The sequence below is a fragment of the Microbacterium ulmi genome (genome assembly GCF_011759705.1).
Classification (GTDB): Bacteria; Actinomycetota; Actinomycetes; order Actinomycetales; family Microbacteriaceae; genus Microbacterium; species Microbacterium ulmi.
This window is the reverse complement of the sequence record NZ_JAAOZF010000001.1, coordinates 1,823,687-1,846,634: the sequence shown is the minus strand read 5'-3', so window position 1 is coordinate 1,846,634 and position 22,948 is coordinate 1,823,687. Positions and strand designations below refer to the sequence as shown.

General features: G+C 70.5%; 21 protein-coding genes. 8 read left to right on the top strand and 13 right to left on the bottom strand.

Going from position 1 to position 22,948, the window contains the following annotated elements; genetic code table 11:
* Positions 1–19 precede the first annotated feature (19 nt).
* The 3 genes from FHS08_RS08790 to FHS08_RS08780 all read right to left on the bottom strand — a co-directional run bounded on the left by FHS08_RS08790 (position 20) and on the right by FHS08_RS08780 (position 4,441).
* Positions 20–919, bottom strand: coding sequence for an ROK family protein (locus FHS08_RS08790; protein WP_167038099.1), 900 nt, complete (start codon positions 917–919; stop codon positions 20–22).
* Positions 916–3,477, bottom strand: coding sequence for a glycoside hydrolase family 2 protein (locus FHS08_RS08785; protein WP_167038097.1), 2,562 nt, complete (start codon positions 3,475–3,477; stop codon positions 916–918). Before FHS08_RS08785 ends, FHS08_RS08790 begins: the two co-directional genes overlap by 4 nt.
* Before the next feature lie 103 nt (positions 3,478–3,580).
* Positions 3,581–4,441: a LacI family DNA-binding transcriptional regulator gene (locus tag FHS08_RS08780; protein WP_208382245.1), complete on the bottom strand. Its 861-nt coding sequence runs from the start codon at positions 4,439–4,441 to the stop codon at positions 3,581–3,583.
* Between the two features lie 94 nt (positions 4,442–4,535).
* Here FHS08_RS08780 and FHS08_RS08775 point away from each other — a divergent pair, with 94 nt between their 5' ends.
* The 6 genes from FHS08_RS08775 to FHS08_RS08750 all read left to right on the top strand — a co-directional run bounded on the left by FHS08_RS08775 (position 4,536) and on the right by FHS08_RS08750 (position 12,335).
* On the top strand, positions 4,536–5,777 hold the full coding sequence (locus tag FHS08_RS08775; RefSeq protein WP_170283217.1) for an ROK family protein: 1,242 nt from the start codon (positions 4,536–4,538) through the stop codon (positions 5,775–5,777).
* A 111-nt stretch (positions 5,778–5,888) separates the two neighbouring features.
* Positions 5,889–7,181 (top strand): ABC transporter substrate-binding protein, encoded by a 1,293-nt coding sequence (locus FHS08_RS08770; RefSeq protein ID WP_167038095.1) that lies wholly within the window; start codon positions 5,889–5,891, stop codon positions 7,179–7,181.
* 59 nt (positions 7,182–7,240) lie between these two features.
* Positions 7,241–8,221, top strand: coding sequence for a carbohydrate ABC transporter permease (locus FHS08_RS08765; protein ID WP_167038093.1), 981 nt, complete (start codon positions 7,241–7,243; stop codon positions 8,219–8,221).
* Positions 8,218–9,042: a carbohydrate ABC transporter permease gene (locus tag FHS08_RS08760; protein WP_167038091.1), complete on the top strand. Its 825-nt coding sequence runs from the start codon at positions 8,218–8,220 to the stop codon at positions 9,040–9,042. The genes FHS08_RS08765 and FHS08_RS08760 overlap by 4 nt, the downstream gene beginning before the upstream one ends.
* Entirely contained in the window at positions 9,039–10,439 is a 1,401-nt protein-coding gene (locus tag FHS08_RS08755; RefSeq protein ID WP_167038089.1) for a GH1 family beta-glucosidase, read from the top strand. Before FHS08_RS08760 ends, FHS08_RS08755 begins: the two co-directional genes overlap by 4 nt.
* 96 nt (positions 10,440–10,535) lie before the next feature.
* The gene (locus tag FHS08_RS08750; protein WP_167038087.1) at positions 10,536–12,335 is read left to right on the top strand and encodes an ABC transporter ATP-binding protein; all 1,800 of its coding nucleotides are present in this window, start codon (positions 10,536–10,538) and stop codon (positions 12,333–12,335) included.
* A gap of 18 nt (positions 12,336–12,353) precedes the next feature.
* Here FHS08_RS08750 and FHS08_RS08745 read toward each other — a convergent pair whose 3' ends face one another.
* Together FHS08_RS08745 and FHS08_RS08740 are read right to left on the bottom strand one after the other, a co-directional pair.
* Positions 12,354–12,578, bottom strand: coding sequence for a hypothetical protein (locus FHS08_RS08745; protein ID WP_167038085.1), 225 nt, complete (start codon positions 12,576–12,578; stop codon positions 12,354–12,356).
* 69 nt (positions 12,579–12,647) lie between these two features.
* Positions 12,648–12,992 carry a DUF2200 domain-containing protein gene (locus FHS08_RS08740; RefSeq protein ID WP_341800369.1) on the bottom strand — a complete coding sequence of 115 codons (345 nt, stop codon included), beginning with the start codon at positions 12,990–12,992 and terminating at the stop codon, positions 12,648–12,650.
* Between the two features lie 121 nt (positions 12,993–13,113).
* On the opposite strand from FHS08_RS08740, the gene FHS08_RS08735 reads away from it, so the two are divergent.
* Positions 13,114–14,664: an FAD-dependent oxidoreductase gene (locus FHS08_RS08735; protein WP_167038081.1), complete on the top strand. Its 1,551-nt coding sequence runs from the start codon at positions 13,114–13,116 to the stop codon at positions 14,662–14,664.
* A gap of 44 nt (positions 14,665–14,708) precedes the next feature.
* Here FHS08_RS08735 and FHS08_RS08730 read toward each other — a convergent pair whose 3' ends face one another.
* The 3 genes from FHS08_RS08730 to FHS08_RS08720 all read right to left on the bottom strand — a co-directional run bounded on the left by FHS08_RS08730 (position 14,709) and on the right by FHS08_RS08720 (position 17,640).
* Positions 14,709–15,326 carry a CinA family protein gene (locus FHS08_RS08730; RefSeq protein WP_341800368.1) on the bottom strand — a complete coding sequence of 206 codons (618 nt, stop codon included), beginning with the start codon at positions 15,324–15,326 and terminating at the stop codon, positions 14,709–14,711.
* Positions 15,323–16,216: an SDR family oxidoreductase gene (locus tag FHS08_RS08725; RefSeq protein WP_167038079.1), complete on the bottom strand. Its 894-nt coding sequence runs from the start codon at positions 16,214–16,216 to the stop codon at positions 15,323–15,325. The genes FHS08_RS08730 and FHS08_RS08725 overlap by 4 nt, the downstream gene beginning before the upstream one ends.
* An 86-nt stretch (positions 16,217–16,302) precedes the next feature.
* Positions 16,303–17,640: an NRAMP family divalent metal transporter gene (locus tag FHS08_RS08720; protein WP_167038076.1), complete on the bottom strand. Its 1,338-nt coding sequence runs from the start codon at positions 17,638–17,640 to the stop codon at positions 16,303–16,305.
* Between the two features lie 189 nt (positions 17,641–17,829).
* On the opposite strand from FHS08_RS08720, the gene FHS08_RS08715 reads away from it, so the two are divergent.
* Complete coding sequence (locus FHS08_RS08715) at positions 17,830–18,795, top strand: DNA topoisomerase IB (protein WP_167038074.1); 966 nt, start codon at positions 17,830–17,832, stop codon at positions 18,793–18,795.
* A 108-nt stretch (positions 18,796–18,903) separates the two neighbouring features.
* Here the strand turns inward: FHS08_RS08715 and FHS08_RS08710 are convergent, their stop codons facing one another.
* The 5 genes from FHS08_RS08710 to FHS08_RS08690 are packed head-to-tail and all read right to left on the bottom strand — an operon-like array spanning position 18,904 to position 22,783.
* A complete protein-coding gene (locus FHS08_RS08710) occupies positions 18,904–20,433 on the bottom strand; it encodes an alpha-N-arabinofuranosidase (protein WP_167038072.1) in 1,530 nt (509 codons plus the stop codon).
* Between the two features lie 53 nt (positions 20,434–20,486).
* Positions 20,487–21,251, bottom strand: coding sequence for an ABC transporter permease (locus FHS08_RS08705; RefSeq protein WP_167038070.1), 765 nt, complete (start codon positions 21,249–21,251; stop codon positions 20,487–20,489).
* Entirely contained in the window at positions 21,248–22,063 is an 816-nt protein-coding gene (locus FHS08_RS08700) for an ABC transporter ATP-binding protein (RefSeq protein ID WP_167038068.1), read from the bottom strand. The genes FHS08_RS08705 and FHS08_RS08700 overlap by 4 nt, the downstream gene beginning before the upstream one ends.
* On the bottom strand, positions 22,060–22,428 hold the full coding sequence (locus FHS08_RS08695) for a DUF1048 domain-containing protein (protein WP_167038066.1): 369 nt from the start codon (positions 22,426–22,428) through the stop codon (positions 22,060–22,062). Before FHS08_RS08695 ends, FHS08_RS08700 begins: the two co-directional genes overlap by 4 nt.
* A gap of 1 nt (position 22,429) precedes the next feature.
* Positions 22,430–22,783 (bottom strand): helix-turn-helix transcriptional regulator, encoded by a 354-nt coding sequence (locus FHS08_RS08690; RefSeq protein ID WP_167038064.1) that lies wholly within the window; start codon positions 22,781–22,783, stop codon positions 22,430–22,432.
* Positions 22,784–22,948: the final 165 nt, after the last annotated feature.

Sequence of the window (22,948 nt, the reverse complement as noted above, 5' to 3'; positions counted from 1 at the left end):
CTCGACAGGGTGGTTCGGCTCAGTGGACGGGGGCGACGGATCGCGCGCTCACGGCGGCGAGCTGGAGGGCGCCGTGGACGCCGGAGAGGTCGCCGAGCAGCGGCGGCACGATGAAGATGCGCGGGTCACGCGAAGGATGCTCGTCTCCGAGTGCTCCGTTGATCTCGGGCACGAGCGCTCCTCGCGTCGCCTCGAGCACCCCGGGGATCTTCGTCGCGCCGCCGCCGAGGACGATCCGCTCGGGCCGGTAGGCGTACGTGACGGCCGCGAGCAGCTGTGCGAGGTAGAACGCCTCGAGCTCTGCCGCCCGCTCGAGATCGGCGCCGAGCTCGCGGGTGGGGCGACCCCACCGGGCAGCGATCGCGGGGCCGGAGGCGAGACCCTCCGCGCAGTCCTCGTGGAAGGGGCATACTCCCCGGAACCGGTCGTGGGGATGCCGCCGCACCGCGATGTGCCCGAGCTCGGGGTGCGAGATCTCCGAGATCGGGCGCCGCGCCACGAGCGCACCGACCCCGATGCCGGTGCCGACCGTCACGTACGCGGAGTCCCGGACGCCCGCCGTCGCGCCGAGCGCACCCTCGCCGAGGGCCGCTCCCGTCACGTCGGAGACGAACGAGAGCGAGCGCTCGGGTCCGAGCAGGTCTGGGAGCGACGTCCCGCTCCATCCCGGCTTGGGGGTCGCCGTGATGAAGCCGAACGTCGGTGACAGCGGATCGAGGTCGAGCGGGCCGAAGGCCGCGACACCGACGTGGCGCGGAGCGTCGCTCCCCCGCGAGTCGAGGAAGCCCCGCAGACGCGCCGCCGCGTCGTCGGGGGTCGTCGTCGCGATCTCGATGAGGTCTTCGATGGCATCCGGCGTCTCGTCCGCCGCGATCGCGGCGATGATCTTCGTGCCGCCGGTCTCGACCCCCGCGATCACGTCCGCGCCGCCGAGTCGGCGTCGTTCGCGGCGCGCAGGGCGCCGGCCGGGAGAGCCGCGACGACGGACGGGAACACCGCGCCGCCGTCGCGCGAGCGCAGCTCGAACGCGTGCCGCTCGCCCGGCAGCAGCGTCACGAGCTGCTCGTCGACCACGAGGCTCGCTGCGGGCAGTCCCAGGTCGACGGCGACGAGATCCGCACAGAGGCAGAGGTCGACGACGACCGTGTGCGCCTCGACGATCACGATGAGGCGGTCGGCCGCGGCATCCGTCGTCACGGTCCATCGGGCCTGCGGCAGCGTCCGTCGACGGTCGGGCACGAACATCCACACGGCGCGGTGCTCACCCGCCTGGACGACGAGGAACTCGTCCTCCGCGACACCGGGGCGCGCGACCGCCGGGTCGATCACGACGCGCGCGTTCGCGTCGGCGGGCGCGACGAGTGCGTGCGTCTCCCGCGCCAGCACGGCGCCGCTCGAGTCGCGGCGCGTCACCTCGACGTCGAGGGTCCACGGGGCGAGTCCGTCGTTGACCGCGACGATCTCGAGTCCGTCGGGGCCGGTCGGATCCTGCGCGCCGCCCGGGATGACCGGCTGGATCGTCAGGAGGTGGGGCGCGAACGCGCGGCGCAGCGCGTACCACGAGGGCTTCTCGATGCCGGCCGCGTCGACCGCCGACCAGCTCAGGACGGGCCAGCAGTCGTTGAGCTGCCAGATGACGACGCCCGCGCAGCGGTCGAGGCTGCGCAGCCACTCGGTCCCGGTCTGGACCGCACGCGCCTGGACCAGCTGTGTGCGGAACACCCAGTCCTGCTCCGTCTGCGGCGTCGCGAAGTAGGGCTTGAGGCCCTGCGCGAGCTTGTGCATTCCGTCGGACGCACGCATGTGGTGCACGACCTGCGGGTTCGACGGCGCCAGCGGTCCCTCCGTCACGACGCTGCGCAGCGTCGTGATCGCGGGCGGCGCGCACCAGCCCATCTCCGACACGAACGCGGGCGAAGAGTCGCGGTAGTGCGTGTAGTCGCGGTTGTTCCACACGTCCCACAAGTGGGTGGGACCGGATGCCGCGTCGCTCACGAGCGCTCCGGGAAGCGTCGACCACGGGCTGTTCGGAATGTACGGGCGCGTCGGGTCGAGATCGGCCAGGATGCCGGGCAGCAGTCGCGTGTAGTACCCGTTGCCCCACGCGCGATCGCCGAGCTGGTCGTCCCAGCCCCACTCCTGGTGGCCCCACACGCACTCGTTGCCGCCGCACCACAGCACGACGGACGGGTGGGAGCTGAGCCGGGCGACGGCCTGCGAGGCCTCCGTCGCGATGAGCTCGGCGACATCCTCGCTCTCGTCGTACGCGGCGCAGGCGAAGAGGAAGTCGTGCCACACCATGAGTCCGCGCTCGTCGCAGCCCGCGAGGAACTCCTCTGTCGCGAAGTACCCTCCGCCCCACACGCGCAGGAGGTTGGCGCCGCCGCCGAGCGCCTGATCGAGCCGCTGGTCGAGGCGCGCCGACGTCACCTCGGCGATGAACGGGTCCTCGGGGATCCAGTTGTACCCGCGCACGCGGACGCGCCGCCCGTTGACGGCGATCGACCACTGCTGCCCTGCGGCGTCGTCCGCGACATCCACGCGGACGTCCCGGATGCCGATCCGCTTCGTCCAGCTGTCGAGCACGACGCCGTCGTCGTCGGTGAGCGCGACATCGAGCGTGTACAGGGGGTGGGCGCCGTAGCCGGCGGGCCACCACAACTCGGGATCGACCAGATCCAGCACGAGGGACGTGTCGCCGGAATGCGCCGGTGCGTCGGCGTGCGCGACGGCCTCGCCGCGCTCCGTGCGGAGGGTCGCCGCGACGGAGACGTCGGCGGACGCCCCGAGCTCCGTCCGCACGATCACGTCGACCACCGCGCCGCGCCCGTTCGGCTCGACCGTGACGAGGGGCCGGACGTGATCGATGCGCGAGGTCCACGCCTCGATCGCGATCGGCTTCCAGATGCCGGCCGTCACGTAGTGCGGGCCCCAGTCCCATCCGAAGTTGCACGCGCTCTTGCGCAGGTACGGGTAAGGCTCGTCGTACGGCGTGGGCAGCGGGCCGTGGGAGTGCTCGCGGGCGTACGCGGCGTCCCACGCCGACGCGAAGACGACCTCGATCGTGTTGGCGCCTACTTCGAGGGCGTCCGCGACGTCCCAGCGGAAGCCGATGTGCTGGTCGTTCGTGCGCGCGACGACGCGGCCGTTGACGCGCACCTCGGCGACGGTGTCGAGTCCGTCGGCGACGAGCTGCACGCGGCCCGGCCGGGGGGTCCACGTGAACTCCCGCGAGTAGCTCCACGTCGAGTGCCCGATCCAGGTCTGCTCCTGCTCGCCGAATCCGACATCGGGGTCGGTGAGCAGGCCGCTGCGCAGCAGGTCGGTGTGGACCTGGCCCGGCACGACGGCGGGGAGGGCGCTCGCACGCACGGCGTCGGGGGCTTCGTCGGGACCCGCGACGAAGCGCAGATCCCACGCTCCCCCGAGATCGAGGCGGTGGATGGCAGACGTCAGCGTCTTCGCGGAAAGGCTCATTCGGGCTCCTGGCAGGTCCCCGTCACGCCACAGGGCCGCGGCGGGGAAGTTCGACTGCATCAGGATGCCGAGGAGGAAACTCGGATGTCAACCTTTAGATGAATTATTTATCTAAATGCGCGAGAGGACCCGTGCTGCCCCGCACGACGAGCTCCGGATGCCGCGTCGCCACCACCTCGGGCTCGGATCCCGCGATCGCGGCGAGCACCGCCTTCGCAGCGAGGTCGCCGACCTTCTGGACATCGTGACTCATCGCCGACAGCGACGGCTCCGCCAGCTGCGCGAGCGCCGAGTCGTCCCACGCGAGCAGCGACAGCTGCGACGGCACGACGATCCCCCGGCTGCGACATGCCTCGAGGCCGCCGAGCGCCATGAGGTCGTTGTCGAAGACGATCGCGGTCGGCGGCTCGGCCTCCAGCAGGCGCACCACCGCATCGCGCCCGCCCTCCCGGGCGTAATCCGATGCGATCCGCACCCCGGTGAGCCCCAGCTCTGCGAGCGTCGCGTCGAACGCGGCCGCGCGGATCCGCGTGTGGGCCATCGCCTCCGGACCGCTCACGTGGGCGAGCCGCTCGTGGCCGAGGCCCGCGAGGTACCTGACCGCGATCTCCATCGCGAGGTCGTCCTGAGTCCATACGGTCCCGAGGCCGGCGCTCGAAGAGGGATCGGCGATCGCGACGGCGGGCAGGCCCAGCTCCTGCACGAGGGAGGTCCGGGGGTCGTCCGGAGACAGGTCGACGAGGATCACGCCGTCGACGCGTCCGTCCGCGGCCCATCGGCGATACGAGTCGAGCTCTTCCCCACGCGTCGGGACGACCTGGAGGAGCACTCCGCGCCCGCTTTGCGACAGTGCGCGCTCGGCTCCCGCGACGAGCTCGTGGTAGTAGGCCTCGGCGCCGAGAATCTCGGCCGGCCGGGCGAGGACGAGTCCGATCGGGGCGCGACGGATAGACTCCTCACCCATCGCCCACCTCCTGTGCGGCCGTCCGAAGAGTCGTCGCCAGCCTGCATTACCCTACTTGCAGCGTCGCGCAGGACGCCCATGACCCGGAGGAATTGTGGCACGACGAGAGACTTCGGCTGGTCCCGGCAGCCGAGCCCTGATCGTCGACCTGATACGTTCCTCGGGGCCGATCAGTCGAGTCGAGCTCACAGCGGCGACGGGCCTGACGCAGCCCGCCGTGTCGATCATCGTCCGCAAGCTCATCCAGGACGGCCTCGTGCGCGAGACCGGAAGCACGACGCCGACGGCGGGCAAGCCGCGCACCCTGCTCACGATCAACGCGCGCGCGGTCATTGCGATCGGCATCCAGCTGGGCGTCGAGGACTCCGTCTTCGTCGCGGTCGACTCCACGGGAGGGATCTTCGGTAGGCAGGGCTTCGCGGGGGCGGGAGTCGACGCCCCGCAGGTCGTCATCGATCGCCTCGTCGACGACTACCGCGCCTTCCTCGACGGCCTCGGCGCGGACGAGAGCCGCGTCGCGGGAGTCGCGGTCGTCGCACCGGGACCGATCAACGTCGAGCGCGGGCTCGTGGTCGGACCACCGTCGCTGCGACGCTGGGTCGACTTCCCGCTCCGCGACGCCTTCGCGCGCCGCGTCGGCCCGCCGGTCCTCGTCGACAACGACTCGGCCGCATCGGCCGTCGGTGAGTTCTGGACGCGCCAGATCTCGCGGGAGTCGACGTACGCGTGTCTCTACATGGGCGGGGGGATCGGCGCCGGCCTCGTCTCGAGCGGCGCCCTGTATCGCGGCTCGAGCTCCAACACCACCGAGCTCGGGCACGTCTCGATAGACCTGAACGGCCGGGACTGCTTCTGCGGCAACCGGGGGTGCGTCGAGCGGTATGCGGCTCCATCGGCCGTCGTCGCCGAGGCGCGCTCGGATGCACGTCTCGCTGACGAGCTCGAACTCGACACGGAGGTCGTACGGGCCTTCGACGCGATCGCACGGGCGGCCGTCCAGGGGCATCCCCGCGCGCTCGACCTCATCGTCGCCTCGGCGCGGCATCTCGCGGAGGCGACCGTGAACTTCGCGAACATCGTCGACCCCGACAGCATCACGCTCGCCGGCTGGGGCTTCGCGATCGCGGGGTCGATCTATGCCCGCGAGATCGGCGCCGTGCTCGCCGAGCGCGCCTTCGCGCGCAGGGCCCACGGGATCGACGTCGCGCTGTCGAGCAACCCGCGCGACTCGGCGGCCGTCGGCGCCGCCGCCCTCATCCTCCAGAGCTCGCTCACACCCGGCCACGGGCCAGCTCTTCACGAGGCACACGCCGGCGACGGTGACGCCATCATTTAGATAAATTAGTAATCTAAGTGTTGACATCCATTCGGTCGCCCGCGACACTCTTCGTGGCGGATCGACCGATCCCTGCACCTGTCGATGACGACATCTGAGGAGAGACCTGACATGGCAAAGAAGCATCTGTTGGCGATCGGCGCGACGGCCGCGCTCGTCGTCACGCTCGCCGGCTGTTCCACCGGCGGCGACGCGGCGGGAGGAGGCAGCGAGATCGCGGGCGAGATCACGGTGCTCACCAACCGCACCGATCTCGTCGACACGCTGTTCCACGAGTACGCCGCGGCGTTCGAGAAGAAGTACCCCGGGACGACGGTCAAGTTCGAGGGCATCACGAACTACGACCAGGATGTGACCACGCGCCTCGCCGGCGGTGCCGCGGGCGACGTGCTCGCACTGCCGAACGGCCTCACGTCCGCTCAGGTGCAGGACTTCTTCGAGCCCCTCGGCAGCACCGACGATCTGTCGGAGAAGTACCGATTCGCGGGCGAGTACGCGTACGACGGTCAGACCTACGCCCTCTCGATCGGCGGGGTGGCGTCGGGCATCGTCGTCAACAAGCGCATCTGGGCCGAGGCCGGCATCACGGCTCCGCCGAAGACGCCCCAGGACTTCCTCGACGGACTCAAGGCCATCAAGGCCAAGACCGACGCCATCCCGTACTACACGAACTACAAGGACGGCTGGCCCGTCACGTTCTTCGACAACGAGCGCGCCATCTTCGGTGACGAGAACATCCTCGAGACCTGGCCCGAGGACGAGGCACTCTGGGAGCCCGGCAAGTACGCCTACATCGCCGACGGCCTGCTCTACAACATCGTGCACGAGGGCCTGTCCGAGGAGGACCCGCTGACGACCAACTGGGAGCAGTCGAAGCCCGACATCGCGACCGGCAAGATCGCCTCGATGCTGCTCGGCTCGTGGGCCGTCCCGCAGATGAAGACTGCCGCAGAGGAAGTCGGCGCCGACCCCGACGACATCGCCTTCTGGCCCTTCCCCTACCAGACGGACGGCAGGTTCCACTCGAAGATCTCCGGTGACCGCGCGAGTGGCGTCGCCGCGACGTCGAAGAACAAGGCGACCGCCCATGCGTGGCTCGAGTGGTTCGTGGCAGAGTCCGGCTTCGCCGAGAACCAGGGCGCGATCCCGCCCGCGATCGACAGCCCCTTCCCGCAGGCGATCAAGGACTTCGCCGACACGGGCGTCGAGCTGCTCGAACTCAAGCCCGCGACGACGAACAAGGGCAAGGAGTCGGCGATCTACAAGGCCGCCGAGATCGACGGGACGATCTACCGCCAGCAGCTGATCGACGTCGCGCGCGGCGCGGCCGACGGCGACTGGGAGTCGTTCATCGCCGACCTCAACGAGCGCTGGGGTGCCGCCCAGGCCGAGATCATGGGCTGACCCCCACCCCCACACAGCAGCAGCTCCGCCGTGGTGCGCCACCGAATGGATCGAACACAATGAGCACGACACACACGACAGCATTCGGTGGTGCACCCGGAGGGGTCGCACTGCTCGAGGTGGAGAAGGAGGCGCCGCGGCAGGGCAACCGGCCCAGCCGCCGCCGGCTCAACCTCCGTGGCCGTAATCGCCTCACGCCGTGGCTCTACGCCGCTGCGGCGCTCATCCTCCTGATCACCTTCACGTACGTCCCGACCGTGAACATGATCGCGTACAGCTTCACGAACTGGGACGGGCTCAGCCGCGACCGCGACGTCGTCGGGCTCGCGAACTACGTCAAGGTCTTCACTGATCCGCGGTACTGGCAGGTGTTCTTCGTCAGCCTGTACTACTTCGTCGCCTCGTTCGTGCAGATCGCGATCGCGCTGTACTTCGCCACGATCCTGTCGTTCAAGACGCGGTTCCGGAACTTCTTCAAAGGAGTCCTCTTCTTCCCGTACCTGTTGAACGGGGTCGCGGTCGGCTTCATCTTCCTGTACCTGTTCCAGCCCGGCGGGACGCTGGACACCGTCCTCTCGGTGTTCGGCGTGCAAGACCCGCCGCACTGGCTCGGAGACCCCGACATCGCGAACATCTCGCTCGCCGGCACCTCGGTGTGGCGCTTCACGGGCCTGAGCTTCGTCCTCTTCCTCGGCGCGATCCAATCGATCCCCGGCGAGCTGTACGAGGCCTCGGACCTGGACGGGGCATCCCGCTGGCAGCAGTTCATCTACATCATCGCGCCGGGCATCAAGCGCATCATCAGCCTGTCGTTCATCCTCGCCATCGCAGGAAGCCTGTCGGTCTTCGAGATCCCGTTCGTCATGACCAACGGCGCGAACGGCACGAGCACCTTCGTCATCCAGACGATCCAGACCGCCTTCAACTTCCAGCGCGTCGGCCTCGCCTCCGCGATGGCGGTCGTCCTACTCGCCATCGTGCTGACCGTCACCTGGATCCAGCGCCGTCTCGTCCCCGATGAGGATGTGAACCTCTCTTGAAGCGCTCTCTCGCCCTCACGGGCAAATACAGCTCCCTCGTCCTCGCATCGCTCGTCGTGCTGGTGCCGATCGGCGTCATCGTGTTCGCGTCGTTCAAGACCCGCAAGGAATATGGGACGACAGGACCGCTCGTCCCCCCGTCGAACTGGCTCAACTTCGACAACTTCGTCGAGGCGTTCACGAGCGGACGGATGGCGCTCGGATTCTGGAACACCGGGTTCATCCTGATCTTCTCGATCATCGGCACGATCCTCATCGGCACGATGACCGCCTATGCGCTCGACCGATTCGACTTCCGCGGCAAGCGGATCGTCTTCTTCCTGTTCCTGACGGCAACCCTCATCCCGGGTGTCACGACGCAGGTCGCGACCTTCCAGATCGTGAAGGGGCTCGGGCTCATCAACACGCCGTGGTCCGCGATCATCCTCTACATGGGGACCGACATCATCTCGATCTACATCTTCATCCAGTTCATGCAGTCGATCCCGAAGAGCCTCGACGAGGCCGCCCTCGTGGACGGCGCCTCCCGCTTCACGATCTACCGGAAGATCATCCTTCCGCTGCTCGCGCCGGCGATCGCGACGGTCGTCATCATCAAGGGCATCGGCATCTACAACGAGTTCTACGTGCCGTTCCTCTATATACCGAGCCGCGACCTCTCGGTCATCTCGACCGCCCTGTTCAACTTCAAGGGACCCTACGGCGCGCACTGGGAGACCATCGCCGCCGGCACGATGATCGTCATCATCCCGACGGTCGTGGTGTTCCTCGCGCTGCAGAAGTGGATCTACAACGGCGTGACCGCAGGGGCGACGAAGTGACGGGCCGAGCCGACGCGCGGCTCCTGCCGGCCCGCGCGCTGCTGGGCGTCGCGACCGCCGCCTACCAGATCGAGGGCGCCGCGGCGGACGGCGGCCGCGGGCCGTCGATCTGGGACACTTTCAGTCACGCCCCCGGCCGGATCCTCAACGGCGACACGGGAGACGTCGCGTGCGACCACTATCACCGGTGGCGATCGGACCTGGATCTCATGGCCGAGCTGGGGGTCGAGGCCTACCGCCTCTCGATCTCGTGGTCCCGCATCTTCCCGACGGGTCGCGGCGACGTCAACCGCGAAGGGCTCGACTTCTACGACCGCCTGATCGATGGGCTCGTCGAGCGAGGGATCGCGCCGATCGTGACCCTGTACCACTGGGATCTGCCGCAGGCGCTCGAGGACGGGGGAGGGTGGCTGAACCGGGACACGTCCTCGCGCTTCGCAGACCTCGCCTCGACTGTGGCGCCGGTCCTCGGCGACCGTGTGCACACCTGGATCACGCTCAACGAGCCCTGGTGCGCCGCCTTCCTCGGGTATGCCGCGGACGTGCACGCGCCCGGCCGCAACGATCCGGCGGCCGGACTCCGCGCGGCGCACCACATGAACCTCGGGCACGGTCTCGCCGTCCCCGAGCTGCGCCGGCTGAGCGCATCGCGCCCCGACGTGTCCGCATCGCTCAACGTCCACCTCGTCAAGCCGGCGCCGGGCGCGGCTCGCGACGCCGTCGACCGGATCGACCGCGTCGGCAACCAGGTCTGGCTCGGGCCCATGCTCCGCGGCGAGTACCCGCACCGTCTGCTCGAGGAGACGGCGCACCTCACGGACTGGTCGTTCGTCCTGCCAGGAGACGAGATGCAGATCCACCAGCCGCTCGACGTGCTGGGCATCAACTACTACCTTCCGATGGTCGTACGGATGCCCGGCGAAGGAGTGCAGGACGCCGGCGCCCACGGCATCGCGGGTAACCCGTGGCCGGGAAGCGAGCACGTCGAGTTCATCCAGCCGGAGGGTCCCACGACCGCGATGGGCTGGGTCGTCTACCCCGATGGTCTCGAGGAGCTGCTCACGTCGCTGTGGGACGAGTTCGGCATCCCGCTCATGGTGACCGAGAACGGTGCGGCCTTCCACGACGTCGTCGACGACGGCCGCATCCACGACCCCGAGCGGATCGCGTTCCTGCGCGCTCACCTCGAGGCCGCCGCGCGCGCGGTCCGCCGCGGGGTCGACCTGCGCGGCTACCTGATGTGGTCGTTCCTCGACAACTTCGAGTGGGCGTTCGGCTACGACCGCCGCTTCGGCCTCGTGCATGTGGACTATCCGACGCAGGAGCGCACACCGAAGGACAGCGCTCGCTGGTTCGCTGCGCTGGCGCGCGAACGCGCCGCGGCCCGCACGGCGTAGGGGCTCCGGATGCCGGGCCCGCGGCATCCGGAGCGGCCCTTCGCGTCGCGGCATGATCCGCGCGCCCGCCCGCAGGGGCTTGACAAGAGGAGAGGCATGACGAGGCGATCCTGGGCCCGCGACACCCTCCCCGACAGCGAGACGCAGCTCACGACGAGCGTCCGCGGCGATCTGCCGCTGCGCTCTCTGCTTCGGCTGCTGCGCCCGCATCGCACGAGCATGGTCGTCGCCGTCGGCGCCTTCGTCGTCAAGGACTCGCCCATCTGGATCCTTCCGCCTGTCACGGCCGCGATCGTGGACATCGTCGTCGCGGGCGGACCGCTCTGGCACATCGGGGCGTGGGCGGGCGTCGCACTCGCGTGCCTCGCACTGAACTATCCGTTCACGATGATCGTCGTCCGCCTCACGAGCTCCGCGACGCGCTCGCTCGCCTACACCGTCCGGACGGGGCTCGCGGCGCGGCTGCAGCGGCTGTCGCTCGGCTTCCACAATCGGCAGAGCGCATCGCTCGTGCAGACCAAGATCGTGCGAGACGTCGAGAACCTCGAGCTCATGATCGCCCAGCTGTTCCCGACGATCGTGTCGGCCTGCGCGACGCTCGTCGGCGCGATCGTCGTGACGGCCGTCGCCGTTCCGTGGTTCGTCGCGGTGTTCGCGATCGCGATCCCGGTGGCGGCATCCCTCATCGTCTACATCCGCCGTCGGGCCGCCGACCGCAACGCGGCGTTCCGCCGTGAGGTCGAGCGTCTCTCCGCCCAGGTCAGCGAGATGGCCGCGCTCCTGCCGATCACGAGGGGGCACGGACTCGAGGATGTCGCTACCGAGCGCGTTGCGGCGCGCGCGGACTCCGTGCGGCGGGCGGGGCGCGATCTCGACATCCTCAACGGACGCTTCGGGGCGCTGTCCTGGATCTCGTACCAGGTGCTCGGCCTCGTCTGCCTCGTCGCCGCCGCGGCGCTCTCCGTCACGCGCGTCCTTCCGATCTCGCCTGGCCAGGTGGTGCTTCTGAGCACATACTTCGGCCTGCTGACGAACTCGATCGTCATGCTCATGAACGTCGCCCCGACACTGGCGCGCGGGATGGACGCGATGCGCTCGATCGCGGATGTCGCGGAGGAGCTCGACGTCGAGGACAGCCGAGGCGGGCGCAGGCTCGACGACATCCGGGGCAGCATCTCGCTGCGGGACGTGCACGTGAGATTCGACGACGGCGACGGGCGACCCGCCCTTGCGGAGGTCACCCTCGACGTCCCCGCCGGGTCGACCGTCGCCTTCGTCGGGCCGTCGGGGTCGGGCAAGTCCACCATCCTCAATGTCGTGCTCGGGTTCGTGCGCCCATCGTCCGGCGAAGTGCTGGTGGACGGGCATTGTCTCGCCGATGTCGACCTCCGCTCGCTGCGTAGGAGGATCTCGATCGTCCCCCAGGAGACCGTGCTCATGGCGGGCACCGTGCGCGACAACGTCGCATACGGCGCGTGCGACGTCGACGACGCCGACATCGTGACGGCGCTGCGCGAGGCGGACGCCCTCGACATCGTCGACGGGTCGCGCGAGGGTCTCGACACCCTCGTCGGCGAGCGCGGCGCCGGGCTCTCGGGAGGCCAGCGCCAGCGTCTCGCGATCGCCCGGGCCCTCGTGCGAGACCCCCGCATCCTCGTGCTCGACGAGGCGACCAGCGCCCTCGACGGCGCCTCCGAGCGGCGCGTGTCGGCGGCCCTCGAGAGGGCACGGCGCGGGCGGACGACCCTCATCGTCGCGCACCGGCTCTCCACCGTGCGCGGGGCCGATCTCATCGCCGTGGTCGAGGACGGCCGGATCGTCGAGATCGGCGCGCACGACGACCTCATCCGACGGAACGGCCCTTACTCGCAGCTGGCGACCGCCGGCGACTCATGAGCGGGCCTGCTCCGGCGCCTACTGCTCGTCGAGATCGCTCTCGAGCTCTTCCTCCGTGAGGGCCTCGCCCGGATGCGGCGTGCGGAACACCGGGTTCGGGGGGAACGTCACGGGCTCCTGGCCGTCGTCGACGCCCCCCGGGCCGGGCGCGAGGACGTCGACGTCCTTGTCGACGTCGATCTCTGACGGCGCGTCCTCGGGTCGGGTCCAGTGCGCGGGCATGAACGGCTCAGCGGTGGACATGCTCGTATTGTCGCACCGCGGGGCGCCCGGCGGGAGTCCGAGTGCGGGCCGTTCATCCGCCGTTCGCGCTCAGGCGCTGCGCAGGACCTTCTCCATCGGCTTGCCCTTCGCGATCTCGTCGACGAGCTTGTCGAGGTAGCGGATCTTCTGCATCAGCGGATCCTCGATGTCCTGCACCCGCATGCCGCACACGACCCCCGTGATCAGCGCGGCGTTCGGGTTCAGCCGCGCGTCCGCGAAGAACTCCTCGAACGTCGTCCCGTCGGCGAGGTGACGGCCGAGCGCGTCTTCGTCGAAGCCCGTCAGCCAGCGGATCGCCTCATCCAGCTCGTCGGTCGTGCGCCCCTTCTTCTCCACCTTCGCGACGTAGAGGGGATAGACGGCGGCGACGCTCGTCGTGAAGATCCTGCTCACGCTGGGAAAGCATACGCTGCACCCGCTCGGCGGGTCCGGGCGCTCCGCCATGCCGGCCCGCCTGTCAACCCCCTGCGCATCGGGGTCGCCGCGTCGCACGCTTCTGCATGGAGGTGACGCCATGTCCCGCGATCACGACCCGGCATCCGGTCCCGACGCCGAGCACGCATGGGTCCCCGACCGGCCCCGATCCCTCTGGGCGCAGACGTGGGGCGGCGTCGCCGTCGACCCCGACCCGCCGGCGCGCGCGGACGTCGTGATCGCCGGCGGCGGGCTGACGGGGATCGCCGCCGCCCTCGCCCTGACCCGGCTGGGCCGACGTGTCGTGGTCGTGGAGGCGCGCTCCGTCGGAGCCGTCACGACGGGACGGACCACGGGCAAGCTGAGCCTTCTGCAGGGCGGCACGCTCGGCCGCGTCCGCGCGAGGTCGGGCGATGACGGGCTGCGCGCCTACGTCGCCGCGAACCGCGCGGCCCAGGACTGGCTCGCGGCGGAGATCGGCGACGATCCCGACGCGGCGCAGCAGCGGATCGCCTGCACGTTCGCCACGACATCTCAGGGGGATGCCGTCATCGAGCGCGAGCTCGACGCCATGCGGGTCGCGGGCATCCCCGCGCAGCCTGCCGACCGGGATCTGCTCGGCGCGCTCGCGCTGCCCTTCCCCGTATCGAGCGCCGTCGTGCTGGCGGGACAATGGCAGCTGCATCCGCTCCGCGTCCTCACGAGGCTCGCGGACCAGGTGCGGGCGCGCGGCGGTCGGATCGTCGAAGGATGCCGCGTGGTCAGCGCCCGCCCGACGGAGGGGGGCGTGGAGGTGCAGACGACGCGAGGAGCGATCGGCTGCGCTTCGCTCGTGCTCGCGACGGGCACGCCCGTGCTCGATCGAGGACTCTTCTTCGCCAAGCTCGAGCCGTCGCGGTCGCTCGTCGGGGTGTACGGCCTCCCGCCGGGCACGCCGCCGCCGACGGGCATGTTCCTGTCGGCCGACGAACGCTCGCGCTCGCTGCGCACCGCGCGGGGCCCGCGCGGTCAGGAGGTGCTGCTCGTCGGATCGCCCGCCTTCTCGCCGGGCCGCGCGTCCTCGACGCGCGAGATCCTGGACGAGCTCGATGCCTGGACGTCGACGGCGTTCCCGGGGGCGCGACGGACCTCGTGGTGGGGCGCGCAGGACTACCGCCCGGTCTCGGGTCGTCCGTTCGCCGGACGGATGCCGCGAGGCGCGGGCCGCATCTTCGCCGCGACCGGCTACGACAAGTGGGGCATGACGAACGCCGTCGCCGCGGCGCTCGCCGTCACCGCCGAGCTGACCGGCGAGCCGGCGACGACGCACGCGCGTTCCCGAGGCGTGGTCGCTCGCACGCTGGCAGTGAACGCGGGCGTCGCGGGGCAGTTCGTCGCGGGGTGGGCGCGCGCGACGACCCGCGCGCGAGCCCACGACCGGCCCCCCGAGGGAACGGGTCGCCTGACCCGCGAGGGCGTGCACCCCGCGGCGGAGTCGACGATCGACGGCGTCACGTGCCGTGTGTCGGGGATCTGCACGCATCTCGGCGGAGTCCTGCAATGGAACGACGCGGAGCGTTCGTGGGACTGCCCGCTGCACGGCTCGCGCTTCACACCGGACGGCGACGTCCTCGAAGGACCCGCGGTCCGGCCCCTCGCGCGCCGGGACTGATCGGCACCCCGGGACGCACGGTCTCGCGGGGCCGGTCACGGGGTTCACCGTCTCGCGGGCGTGCGATTCTCGGCGCTCACCGGGTCGCTCGTCGAGACGAGCGGATGCTGCGCGGCCTCGACCAGCCGGTCGAGCAGGCGGACCGCCTGCCGGACGACCTCCGCGACGACCTCCTCCGGTGCGCCCGGCAGCGCCAGTCGCACGTGTCCGGCGGTCCCCGCCGTCGCCCACCCGAGGAACACCGTCCCCGGAGGGTGGCCATCCTGCGGGTCGGGTCCGCCCACCCCGGTCGCCGCGACCGAGACGTCCGCCCCGAGCACACGCCGCACGCCGATCGCCAGCTGCTCGGCGCATTCGGCGCTGCACGGATCGATGCCCGGTTCGACGCCGAGCACGCGCTCCTTCACGTCGGACTGATACGCGACGATCGCGCCCGCGAACCACGTCGCGGCATCCTCCCCCGCCCCCACGGCCGATGCGAGCAGCCCGCTCGTCAGCGACTCGGCGACCGCGATCGTCGTGCCCGTGCGCGACGCCGACCGGGCGAGCCGGTCGACCGCTGCCGACGGAGGGCTCATCGCCTTCGCGGCAGTCTCGATGCGCAGGGCGGAGCCGCCGCCGCCCTGCGCGCCGCTCACACCTGCACCGGCTGCGCGGGTCACAGCATCCGTCCTCCCGTGACCGGGATGACGCCGCCCGAGGTGTACGACGCATCCTCGCTCGCGAGGTACACGTACGCTCCCGCGAGCTCGGCGGGCTGGCCCGCGCGCCCGAGCGGCGTGTCCGACCCGAACGTGGTGAGCTTGTCCTCGCCGAATCCCGTCGCCGGGATGAGGGGCGTCCAGATGGGCCCCGGGGCGACGGCGTTGACCCGGATGCCGCGCGGCCCGAGCTCCTCCGCGAGCGCGCGGACGAACGCGACCTGGGCGGCCTTGGTCATGGCGTAGTCGATGAGACCGGGCGAGGGCTGGAACGCCTGGATCGACGACGTGACGATGATCGACGATCCGGAGCCCAGGTGCGGGACGGCGGCGCGGGCCGTGAACACGAGCCCGTAGAGGTTCGTCCGGAAGACGCGGTCGAGCGCGGCGGTGTCGAGCGCGGCGAGCCCCGTGCGCTGCTTCTGATACGCGGCGTTGAGGACGAGGATGTCGAGACCGCCGAACTCCCCGACGACCCGGTCGACGATGCCCGTCGCGAAGGACTCGTCTCGGACATCGCCCGCGAGCAGCAGCGCACGCCTGCCCGCCTCGACCACGAGCCGCTCCGTGTCCGCCGCGTCGTCGGCCTCCTCGGGGAGATGCGCGATCGCGACGTCGGCGCCTTCGCGCGCGTACGCGATGGCGACGGCCCGGCCGATGCCGGAGTCGCCTCCCGTGATGAGGGCGCGCCGGCCCGTCAGACGGCCCGTGCCGACATAGGTCTGCTCGCCGTGGTCGGGAGCGGGCGTGGTCTCGTCGGTCTTTCCGGGCTGCTCCTGCTCCTGAGGCGGGAACGGCCCGTCCGTGTGCTTCGTGCGCGGATCGGTCGTCTGGTTCGCCGTGTCGGTCATGCCGACAATTCGACCGGCGCACGGCGGATCCGCCGAGGGGGTTGACACGCCGCGGCGTTCGCGGCACGCGCCGATAGGCGGGTCGTTCAGCCCCAGATCGTGTACCAGACGCCGTAGGCGCCCGCTGCGCACATGACGACCGTCGTGATCCAGCCCATGGTCTGCGCGAGCCGGCCGTTGCGGTACCGGCCCATGATCGCGCGATCGCGCGAGATCAGCATCATGATCACGAGGAACGGCCCCGCCGCGATGCCGTTGACCAGCGCCGACAGGACGAGGAGCTGGATGGGGTTGCTCGCGAAGACCGACAGGAGCGTTCCCCCCACGATCCCGCCGCCGAGGAGGACGTAGAACATCGGCGCCCTGCGGGGCGATCGCTCGAGCCCCCAGTCGCGGTTCAGGAGCGCGGCCATCCCTGCGGCTCCCGCCGCCGCCAGCACGGGAACCGCGAGGATGCCGGAGCCGATGAAGCCGACGGCGAACAGCGCCCCCGCATACGTCCCGGCGATGGGCTCGAGCGCCTTCGCGGCCTGCGCCGCGCTCGTGACCTTCTCGTGGTGCGCGCCGAGAGTCGCGGCGGTGGCGGCGATGATCGCGAACATGATGAGCACCGAGAACACCATGCCGGTGAAGACGTCCTCCCGCCCGGTCCTGAGGCGACGGCGGGCTCCGGCATCCGTCCGATCGTCGAGAGGAGGCGCGAGGGGGCCGTCGAGGTCCTCGCCGCGGAGCTCCTCGACGCGCTGCGCCGTCTGCCAGAAGAACATGTACGGGCTGATGGTCGTGCCGAGCACGGCCACGACGAGACCCCAGTACGCGGGGCTCGCGGTCAGCTGGGCCCCGAAGAGGCCGGCTGCGACATCCGCCCAGTCGACGTTCGCGGCGAAGAGCACGCCCACGTACACGAGCAGGACGAGGCAGAGCCATTTGAAGATCCGGCCGATCCACTCGAAGGATCCCGCGACGACCGCGATGCCGATCCCGACGCCCGCGACGAGCGACCAGAGGGGCGCGGGTCCCGCGTGCAGCAGCTGCATCCCCTGCCCGATCGCCATGAGGTCGGCCGAGAGGTTCAGCGTGTTGGCGACGATCAGCGCCGCGACCAGGATTCCGATCACGACCCGCGCCCCGCCCGAGAAGCGACGGCGGATCAGCGCGCCGAGGCTGTCGCCGGTCGCCAGCGCCATCCGATCGCAGATCTCCTGCGCCGCCATCATGAGCGGCAGCGTCACGGGAACGGTCCAGAGCATCCCGTTGCCGTACGTCGCGCCCGCCTGCGCATAGGTGGCCACTCCGGAGGGATCATCGTCGGCCGCGCCCGTCACGAGCCCCGGACCGAGGATGCCGAAGAACCGTGACACGGGGTTTGCGCGTCTCTGCCCGTGCGTTCCCGCGCCGTCCGGTCGGACTGCTCGCTCGGTCATGTCGGTCCTCCGCTGTCGCACGTCCGCTCTCGTCCGCTCTCGAGCGGCGCCGGACTCGGCGGCGGCACCGGCAGACGGACACGGTAGCGCCGCAGCGCGGAGCGGCCGCCGGGGGTTGCGCCGGCACCTTCCGACGCCTAGCATCCGTTCTCCGGCCGCCGGCCGGCGACCTGCGGGCGGAGGACGACGATGGCCAGGCTCGTGCGGGTGCGCCCGGGCGTCGACCCGGGCCTGCGGCGCGTGCGAGCGGGCGCGGGCTTCCGCTATCTCGACGAGCACGGCGGGGCCGTCTCCGAGGAGCAGCGGACCCGCATCGCGACCCTCGCCATCCCCCCTGCGTGGCAGGACGTGTGGATCGCGGCGGATCCGCTCGCGCACATCCAGGCGGTCGGCACCGACGACGCGCAGCGCCGCCAGTACCTCTACCACCCGCAGTGGCGCGCACGGCGGGATCGAGGCAAGTTCGCACGGGCGCTCGCGCTGGCCGGGGCTCTGCCCCAGGCGCGTGCACGCGTCACGACGGCGCTGCGCCGCGAGTCGCTCGACCGCGAGCGCGTGCTCGCCGTCGCGTTCCGCCTGCTCGACGAGGCGGCTCCGCGGGTCGGGTCCACCCGCTACCTCGAGCGCCACGGCAGCCGTGGGCTGACGACGCTCCAGCGTCGCGACGCGAAGGTCGAGGCATCCGTCGTCACGCTGTCGTTCCCCGCCAAGAGCGGAAGGCGGCAGCTCCTGGAGATCGACGACGACGAGCTGTCGTCCACGATCGCGCTGCTGCGCGCGGGACGGCCCAGGTCCCCGCTCCTGTGGTACCCGCGCGGGCGCCGAGTCGTCCGGCTCACCGCGTCCGAGGTCAACGCGTACGTGCGGACGCTCACCGGGACCGCCTTCACCGCGAAGGACTTCCGCACGCTTCGCGGGACGATCGTCGCGGCCGAGACCCTCGCTCGCCTGGGCACGGCGGACTCGCCCCGCGAGCGCAAGCGCGCCGAGGTCGTCGCCGTCCGGGCCGCGGCGGACGCGCTCGGCAACACCGCCGCGGTCGCGCGCGGCAGCTATGTCGACCCGCGCGTGCTCCGCCGGTACAAGAACGGGCGCCTGCTCGATCTCGACGTCACCCCCGAGACCGCGATCAGGCGTCTTCTCGGCCCCCCGTGAGCGATGCGCGCGGCCCCGCCATGAGGCTCCGGCCCAGGCCCGTGCTCTGGGCGTCGCCGCTTCGGGCGCGCGCCAAGGGAGAAGCGGCGGGAGACGGGCCGTCGGCGGTCACGCGAGCGCGAGGGCGAGCGTCGTGTAGGAGTGCGGGGGCAGCACGACCTCGACGCTCTGCGGAGTCCGGCGCACGGAGTCGAGCGGGGCGGGGGCCACGGCATCCGGATCGTCGCCGGTGTTGTGGGACTGGATCGTCGGCGCCGTGAGCACCGTCGCGGCGACGTCGGCCACGGCGCGGCCGCGCAGGTCGAGCGCGACGGTGAGCGGCGCGCCCGCGTCGAGGTTCGAGAGCGAGACGAGCGCGGTGTCACCGCGTGTGGAGGCGGATGCGGAGAACAGCGGCACGGGGGATCCTTCGACCTCGCGCGTGGGGACGCCGCCTCGCAGCCGCACGGCGAGCGCGCTCGCGTCGTGATGACCCGTGTTCATCGCGAACACGTGATACGTCGGCGTGCGCACGAGCGACCCGCGCTCGGGGTCGATCAGGACGACCGCCTGCAGCACGTTGACGGTCTGCGCGATGTTCGCCATCCGGACGCGCTCGGCGTGATCGTGGAACACGTCGAAGTGGACGGCGGCCACGAGCGCATCGCGCAGGGAGTTCTGCTGGAAGAGGAACCCGGGGTTCGTGCCCGGCTCGACGTTCCACCACGTCCCCCATTCGTCGACGACGAGGCCCATGACCCGCGCGGGATCGTAGGCGTCCATGACGGCGGCGTGGCCGCGCACGATCTCGCGGATGCGGTGCGCGCGGCGGAGGGTGACGTAGTAGTCGTCGAGACCGAAGCGCGTCGCGTCACCCTTGTCCTCCCAGCTCCCGTTGATCGTGTAGTGATGCAGCGACACCGACTGGTACGGGCTGCCCGGCGCGGGGCCCGATCCGAGCGTCGCGACGGAGCGCATGAGCGTCTCGGTCCAGGCGTAGTCGTCGCTGTTGGCGCCCGCGGCGATCCGCTCGACGGTGTTGCCGCCGTGATCGCGCACGTACGTGCCGAACTGGCGCGCGAGAGACGCGAAGTGAGACGCCGTCATGTTGCCGCCGCAGCCCCACGCCTCGTTGCCGATGCCCCAGAACGGCACGGACCATGCGGCATCCCGCCCGTTCTCGCGCCGCAGGCCCGCCATGGGCGAGTCGTCGTCGCGGGTGAGGTACTCGACCCACTCGCTCATCTCGCGCACCGTGCCCGAGCCGACGTTCCCGGACACGTACGGGGCGGCGCCGAGCAGCTCGCACAGGTGCATGAACTCGTGCGTGCCGAACGCGTTGTCCTCGACGACGTCTCCCCAGTGCGAGTTGACCATGCGGGGTCGGCCCTCGCGCGGGCCGATGCCGTCGCGCCAGTGGTAGTCGTCGGCGAAGCATCCTCCTGGCCACCGCAGGTTGGGGATCCGCAGCGCCCGGAGGGCCTCGACGACATCGAGACGGATGCCGCCGTCGTTCGGGACGGAGGAGTCCTCGCCGACCCAGAACCCGCCGTAGATGCAGCGGCCGAGATGCTCCGCGAAATGTCCGTAGACGTGGCGTGAGATCCGCGGCCCCGGAAGGTCGAGATCGATGACGGCGGTCACAGCGGGTTCGGTCATGTGGTTCCTCGGCTTTTCGATCAGCCTATGGTCCGCACGCCCGATGCCCGCAGTCAGCTGATCCTGCGTCGGTAGATCGCCACCGCGCCGAGGTGCGCGGCGACGAGGATGCCGACGAGCCACGCGAGGGCGATCCAGACGTCGGAGCCGACGGCCTCCTGCGCGAACAGCGCGCGGAGGGTGTCGACGATCGACGTGACGGGCTGATTCTCGGCGAACCACGCGACCGGACCCGGCATCGACGTGGTGGGCACGAAGGCGGAGCTGATGAACGGGAGGAAGATCAGCGGGTAGCTGAACGCGCTGGCACCGTCGACCGTCTTGGCCGAGAGTCCCGCGATGACGGCGATCCAGGTCAGCGCGAGCGTGAACAGGATCAGGATGCCGATGGCGGCGATCCACGCGCCGAGGGGAGCGCCGGTGCGGAACCCCATGATCAGCGCCACGCCGGTGACGATCGCGATCGAGACGAGGTTCGCCGTGAGCGAGGTCACCACGTGCGCCCACAGCACGCTCGATCGCGAGATCGGCATCGACTGGAACCGCTCGAAGATGCCGCCCTGCAGATCGAGGAACAGCCGGTACGCCGTGTACGCGACGCCCGACGCGATCGTGATGAGCAGGATGCCGGGAAGCATGTAGTCGATGTACGACTCCTGCGATCCGGTGTCGATCGCGCCGCCGAGCACGTACGTGAACAGGAGCATCAGCGCGATCGGCGTGACGGCCGTCGTGATGATCGTGTCGGGGCTGCGGAGGATGTGCCGGAGCGATCGGCCCGTGAGGACGGCGGTGTCGGCGAGGACGTGGGCGGTCATCGTGGGTCCCTTCCGGCCGGGAGCGCGCTCTCGGCGGTCTCGGTCTCGTGTGTCGCGCGGGGCCCGCCCACGAGGGCGAGGAAGACGTCCTCGAGGGAGGGCTGCTTCTGGATGTACTCCACCTCGGCGGGCGGGAGGAGCCGCTTGAGCTCGGCCAGCGTGCCGTTCTGGATGATCGTGCCCTCGTGCAGGATCGCGATCCGGTCGGCCAGCTGCTCGGCCTCGTCGAGGTGTTGCGTCGTCAGGAGGACGGTCGTGCCGCTCTCGGCGAGCCTCGTGACGGTCTGCCACACCTCGATCCGCGCCTGCGGGTCGAGACCCGTCGTGGGCTCGTCGAGGAAGATGACCGGCGGGTCGCCGATGAGGCTCATGGCGATGTCGAGCCGGCGGCGCATGCCGCCCGAGTACGTCGACGCCCTGCGAGCGCCCGCCTCCGTGAGCGCGAAGCGGGCCAGCAGGTCGTCGGCGATCGACCCCGGGTCCTTGAGGTGGCGCAGCCGCGCGACGAGCACGAGGTTCTCTCTCCCGGTGAGCACCTCGTCGACGGCGGCGAACTGCCCCGCGAGGCTGATCGACTCGCGCACGTCGCCCGGCGCTGCCGCGACGTCGAATCCGTGCACCGTCGCCGTCCCCGCGTCGGCCCTCAGCAGCGTCGAGAGGATGCGCACGAGCGTCGTCTTGCCCGCGCCGTTGGAGCCGAGGAGCGCGAAGATGCTGCCCGGCGCGACGTCGAAGTCGACGCCGCGCAGCACCTCGAGGTCTCTGAAGGACTTGCGGATGCCGCGCACCCGGATCGCGGTCTGGGTGGTCATCTCCGCTCCTCCCCCTCGGCGTCCTCGATGGCCTTGTTCAGGCGCGCGCGCTCCTTGTCGATCCATTGCTTGCCGGCGTAGGCCTGCACGAACGTCTCGGCGAACTCGACGGGGTCGTCGCCGACGATCTCGCGGACGGGAGTCCCATCGGCTGCGGCGCGATCCCACAGGTCGGCGAGATCGCCGAACATCGTGACGAGCGTGTCGCCGTCTGTGACGCCTCCGTAGTACATGAGGTATCGGTGCATCGCCTTCGCCGCGGTCGCCCACGGTTCGGGAAGCGCCTCGATGCGAGCCTTGTCGTGCTTGTACTGCTTCTTCTGCTCGAGCGATCCGGTGAGCGTCTCGATCCATTTGGCGACCATCTCAGTCCTCTCCTTCTGCGTCAGGGACGGTGTGTTCGATCTGAAGCCTTCCGATGCGTTGCGAGAGGAAGCTCCACGTCCTCCAGAACTCTTCGAGCTGTTCTCGGCCCAGCGCGTTGAGCGAGTACACCTTGCGCGGCGGGCCCTTCTCGGACGGGACCTTCTCGACGTCGACGAAGCCGCGCTGCTCGATCCGGATGAGCAGTGCGTACACGGTCCCCTCGACGAGATCGGAGAATCCCTCCTCCCTCAGGCGTGCCGTGATCTCATAGCCGTACGCCGGCTGCGTCGCGAGCACCGCGAGGACGATGCCCTCGAGGGTTCCCTTGAGCATCTCGGTCATCTGACTGCCCACGGTCGGCTCCCTCATCTACTCTGTGTTGCTGACTACCAGTACACAGTATCACTAAGTACCAGTAGTCGGCAATGCTGAGTACCGATCCCGCGTGCGACGGGGTCGGGCGCGCGGCGCGGGCTGCCGCGTATCACGCGTGTCGCGACATCCTCTCCTCATCAGAGG

Excerpts from the sequence above, each read along its gene's own strand:
- FHS08_RS08785 (WP_167038097.1), bottom strand. The coding sequence starts at position 3,477 with ATGAGCCTTTCCGCGAAGACGCTGACGTCTGCCATCCACCGCCTCGAT.
- FHS08_RS08780 (WP_208382245.1), bottom strand. The coding sequence starts at position 4,441 with ATGGGTGAGGAGTCTATCCGTCGCGCCCCGATCGGACTCGTCCTCGCC.
- FHS08_RS08770 (WP_167038095.1), top strand. The coding sequence starts at position 5,889 with ATGGCAAAGAAGCATCTGTTGGCGATCGGCGCGACGGCCGCGCTCGTC.
- FHS08_RS08765 (WP_167038093.1), top strand. The coding sequence starts at position 7,241 with ATGAGCACGACACACACGACAGCATTCGGTGGTGCACCCGGAGGGGTC.
- FHS08_RS08750 (WP_167038087.1), top strand. The coding sequence starts at position 10,536 with ATGACGAGGCGATCCTGGGCCCGCGACACCCTCCCCGACAGCGAGACG.
- FHS08_RS08745 (WP_167038085.1), bottom strand. The coding sequence starts at position 12,578 with ATGTCCACCGCTGAGCCGTTCATGCCCGCGCACTGGACCCGACCCGAG.
- FHS08_RS08735 (WP_167038081.1), top strand. The coding sequence starts at position 13,114 with ATGTCCCGCGATCACGACCCGGCATCCGGTCCCGACGCCGAGCACGCA.
- FHS08_RS08725 (WP_167038079.1), bottom strand. The coding sequence starts at position 16,216 with ATGACCGACACGGCGAACCAGACGACCGATCCGCGCACGAAGCACACG.
- FHS08_RS08720 (WP_167038076.1), bottom strand. The coding sequence starts at position 17,640 with ATGACCGAGCGAGCAGTCCGACCGGACGGCGCGGGAACGCACGGGCAG.
- FHS08_RS08715 (WP_167038074.1), top strand. The coding sequence starts at position 17,830 with ATGGCCAGGCTCGTGCGGGTGCGCCCGGGCGTCGACCCGGGCCTGCGG.
- FHS08_RS08710 (WP_167038072.1), bottom strand. The coding sequence starts at position 20,433 with ATGACCGAACCCGCTGTGACCGCCGTCATCGATCTCGACCTTCCGGGG.
- FHS08_RS08705 (WP_167038070.1), bottom strand. The coding sequence starts at position 21,251 with ATGACCGCCCACGTCCTCGCCGACACCGCCGTCCTCACGGGCCGATCG.
- FHS08_RS08700 (WP_167038068.1), bottom strand. The coding sequence starts at position 22,063 with ATGACCACCCAGACCGCGATCCGGGTGCGCGGCATCCGCAAGTCCTTC.
- FHS08_RS08695 (WP_167038066.1), bottom strand. The coding sequence starts at position 22,428 with ATGGTCGCCAAATGGATCGAGACGCTCACCGGATCGCTCGAGCAGAAG.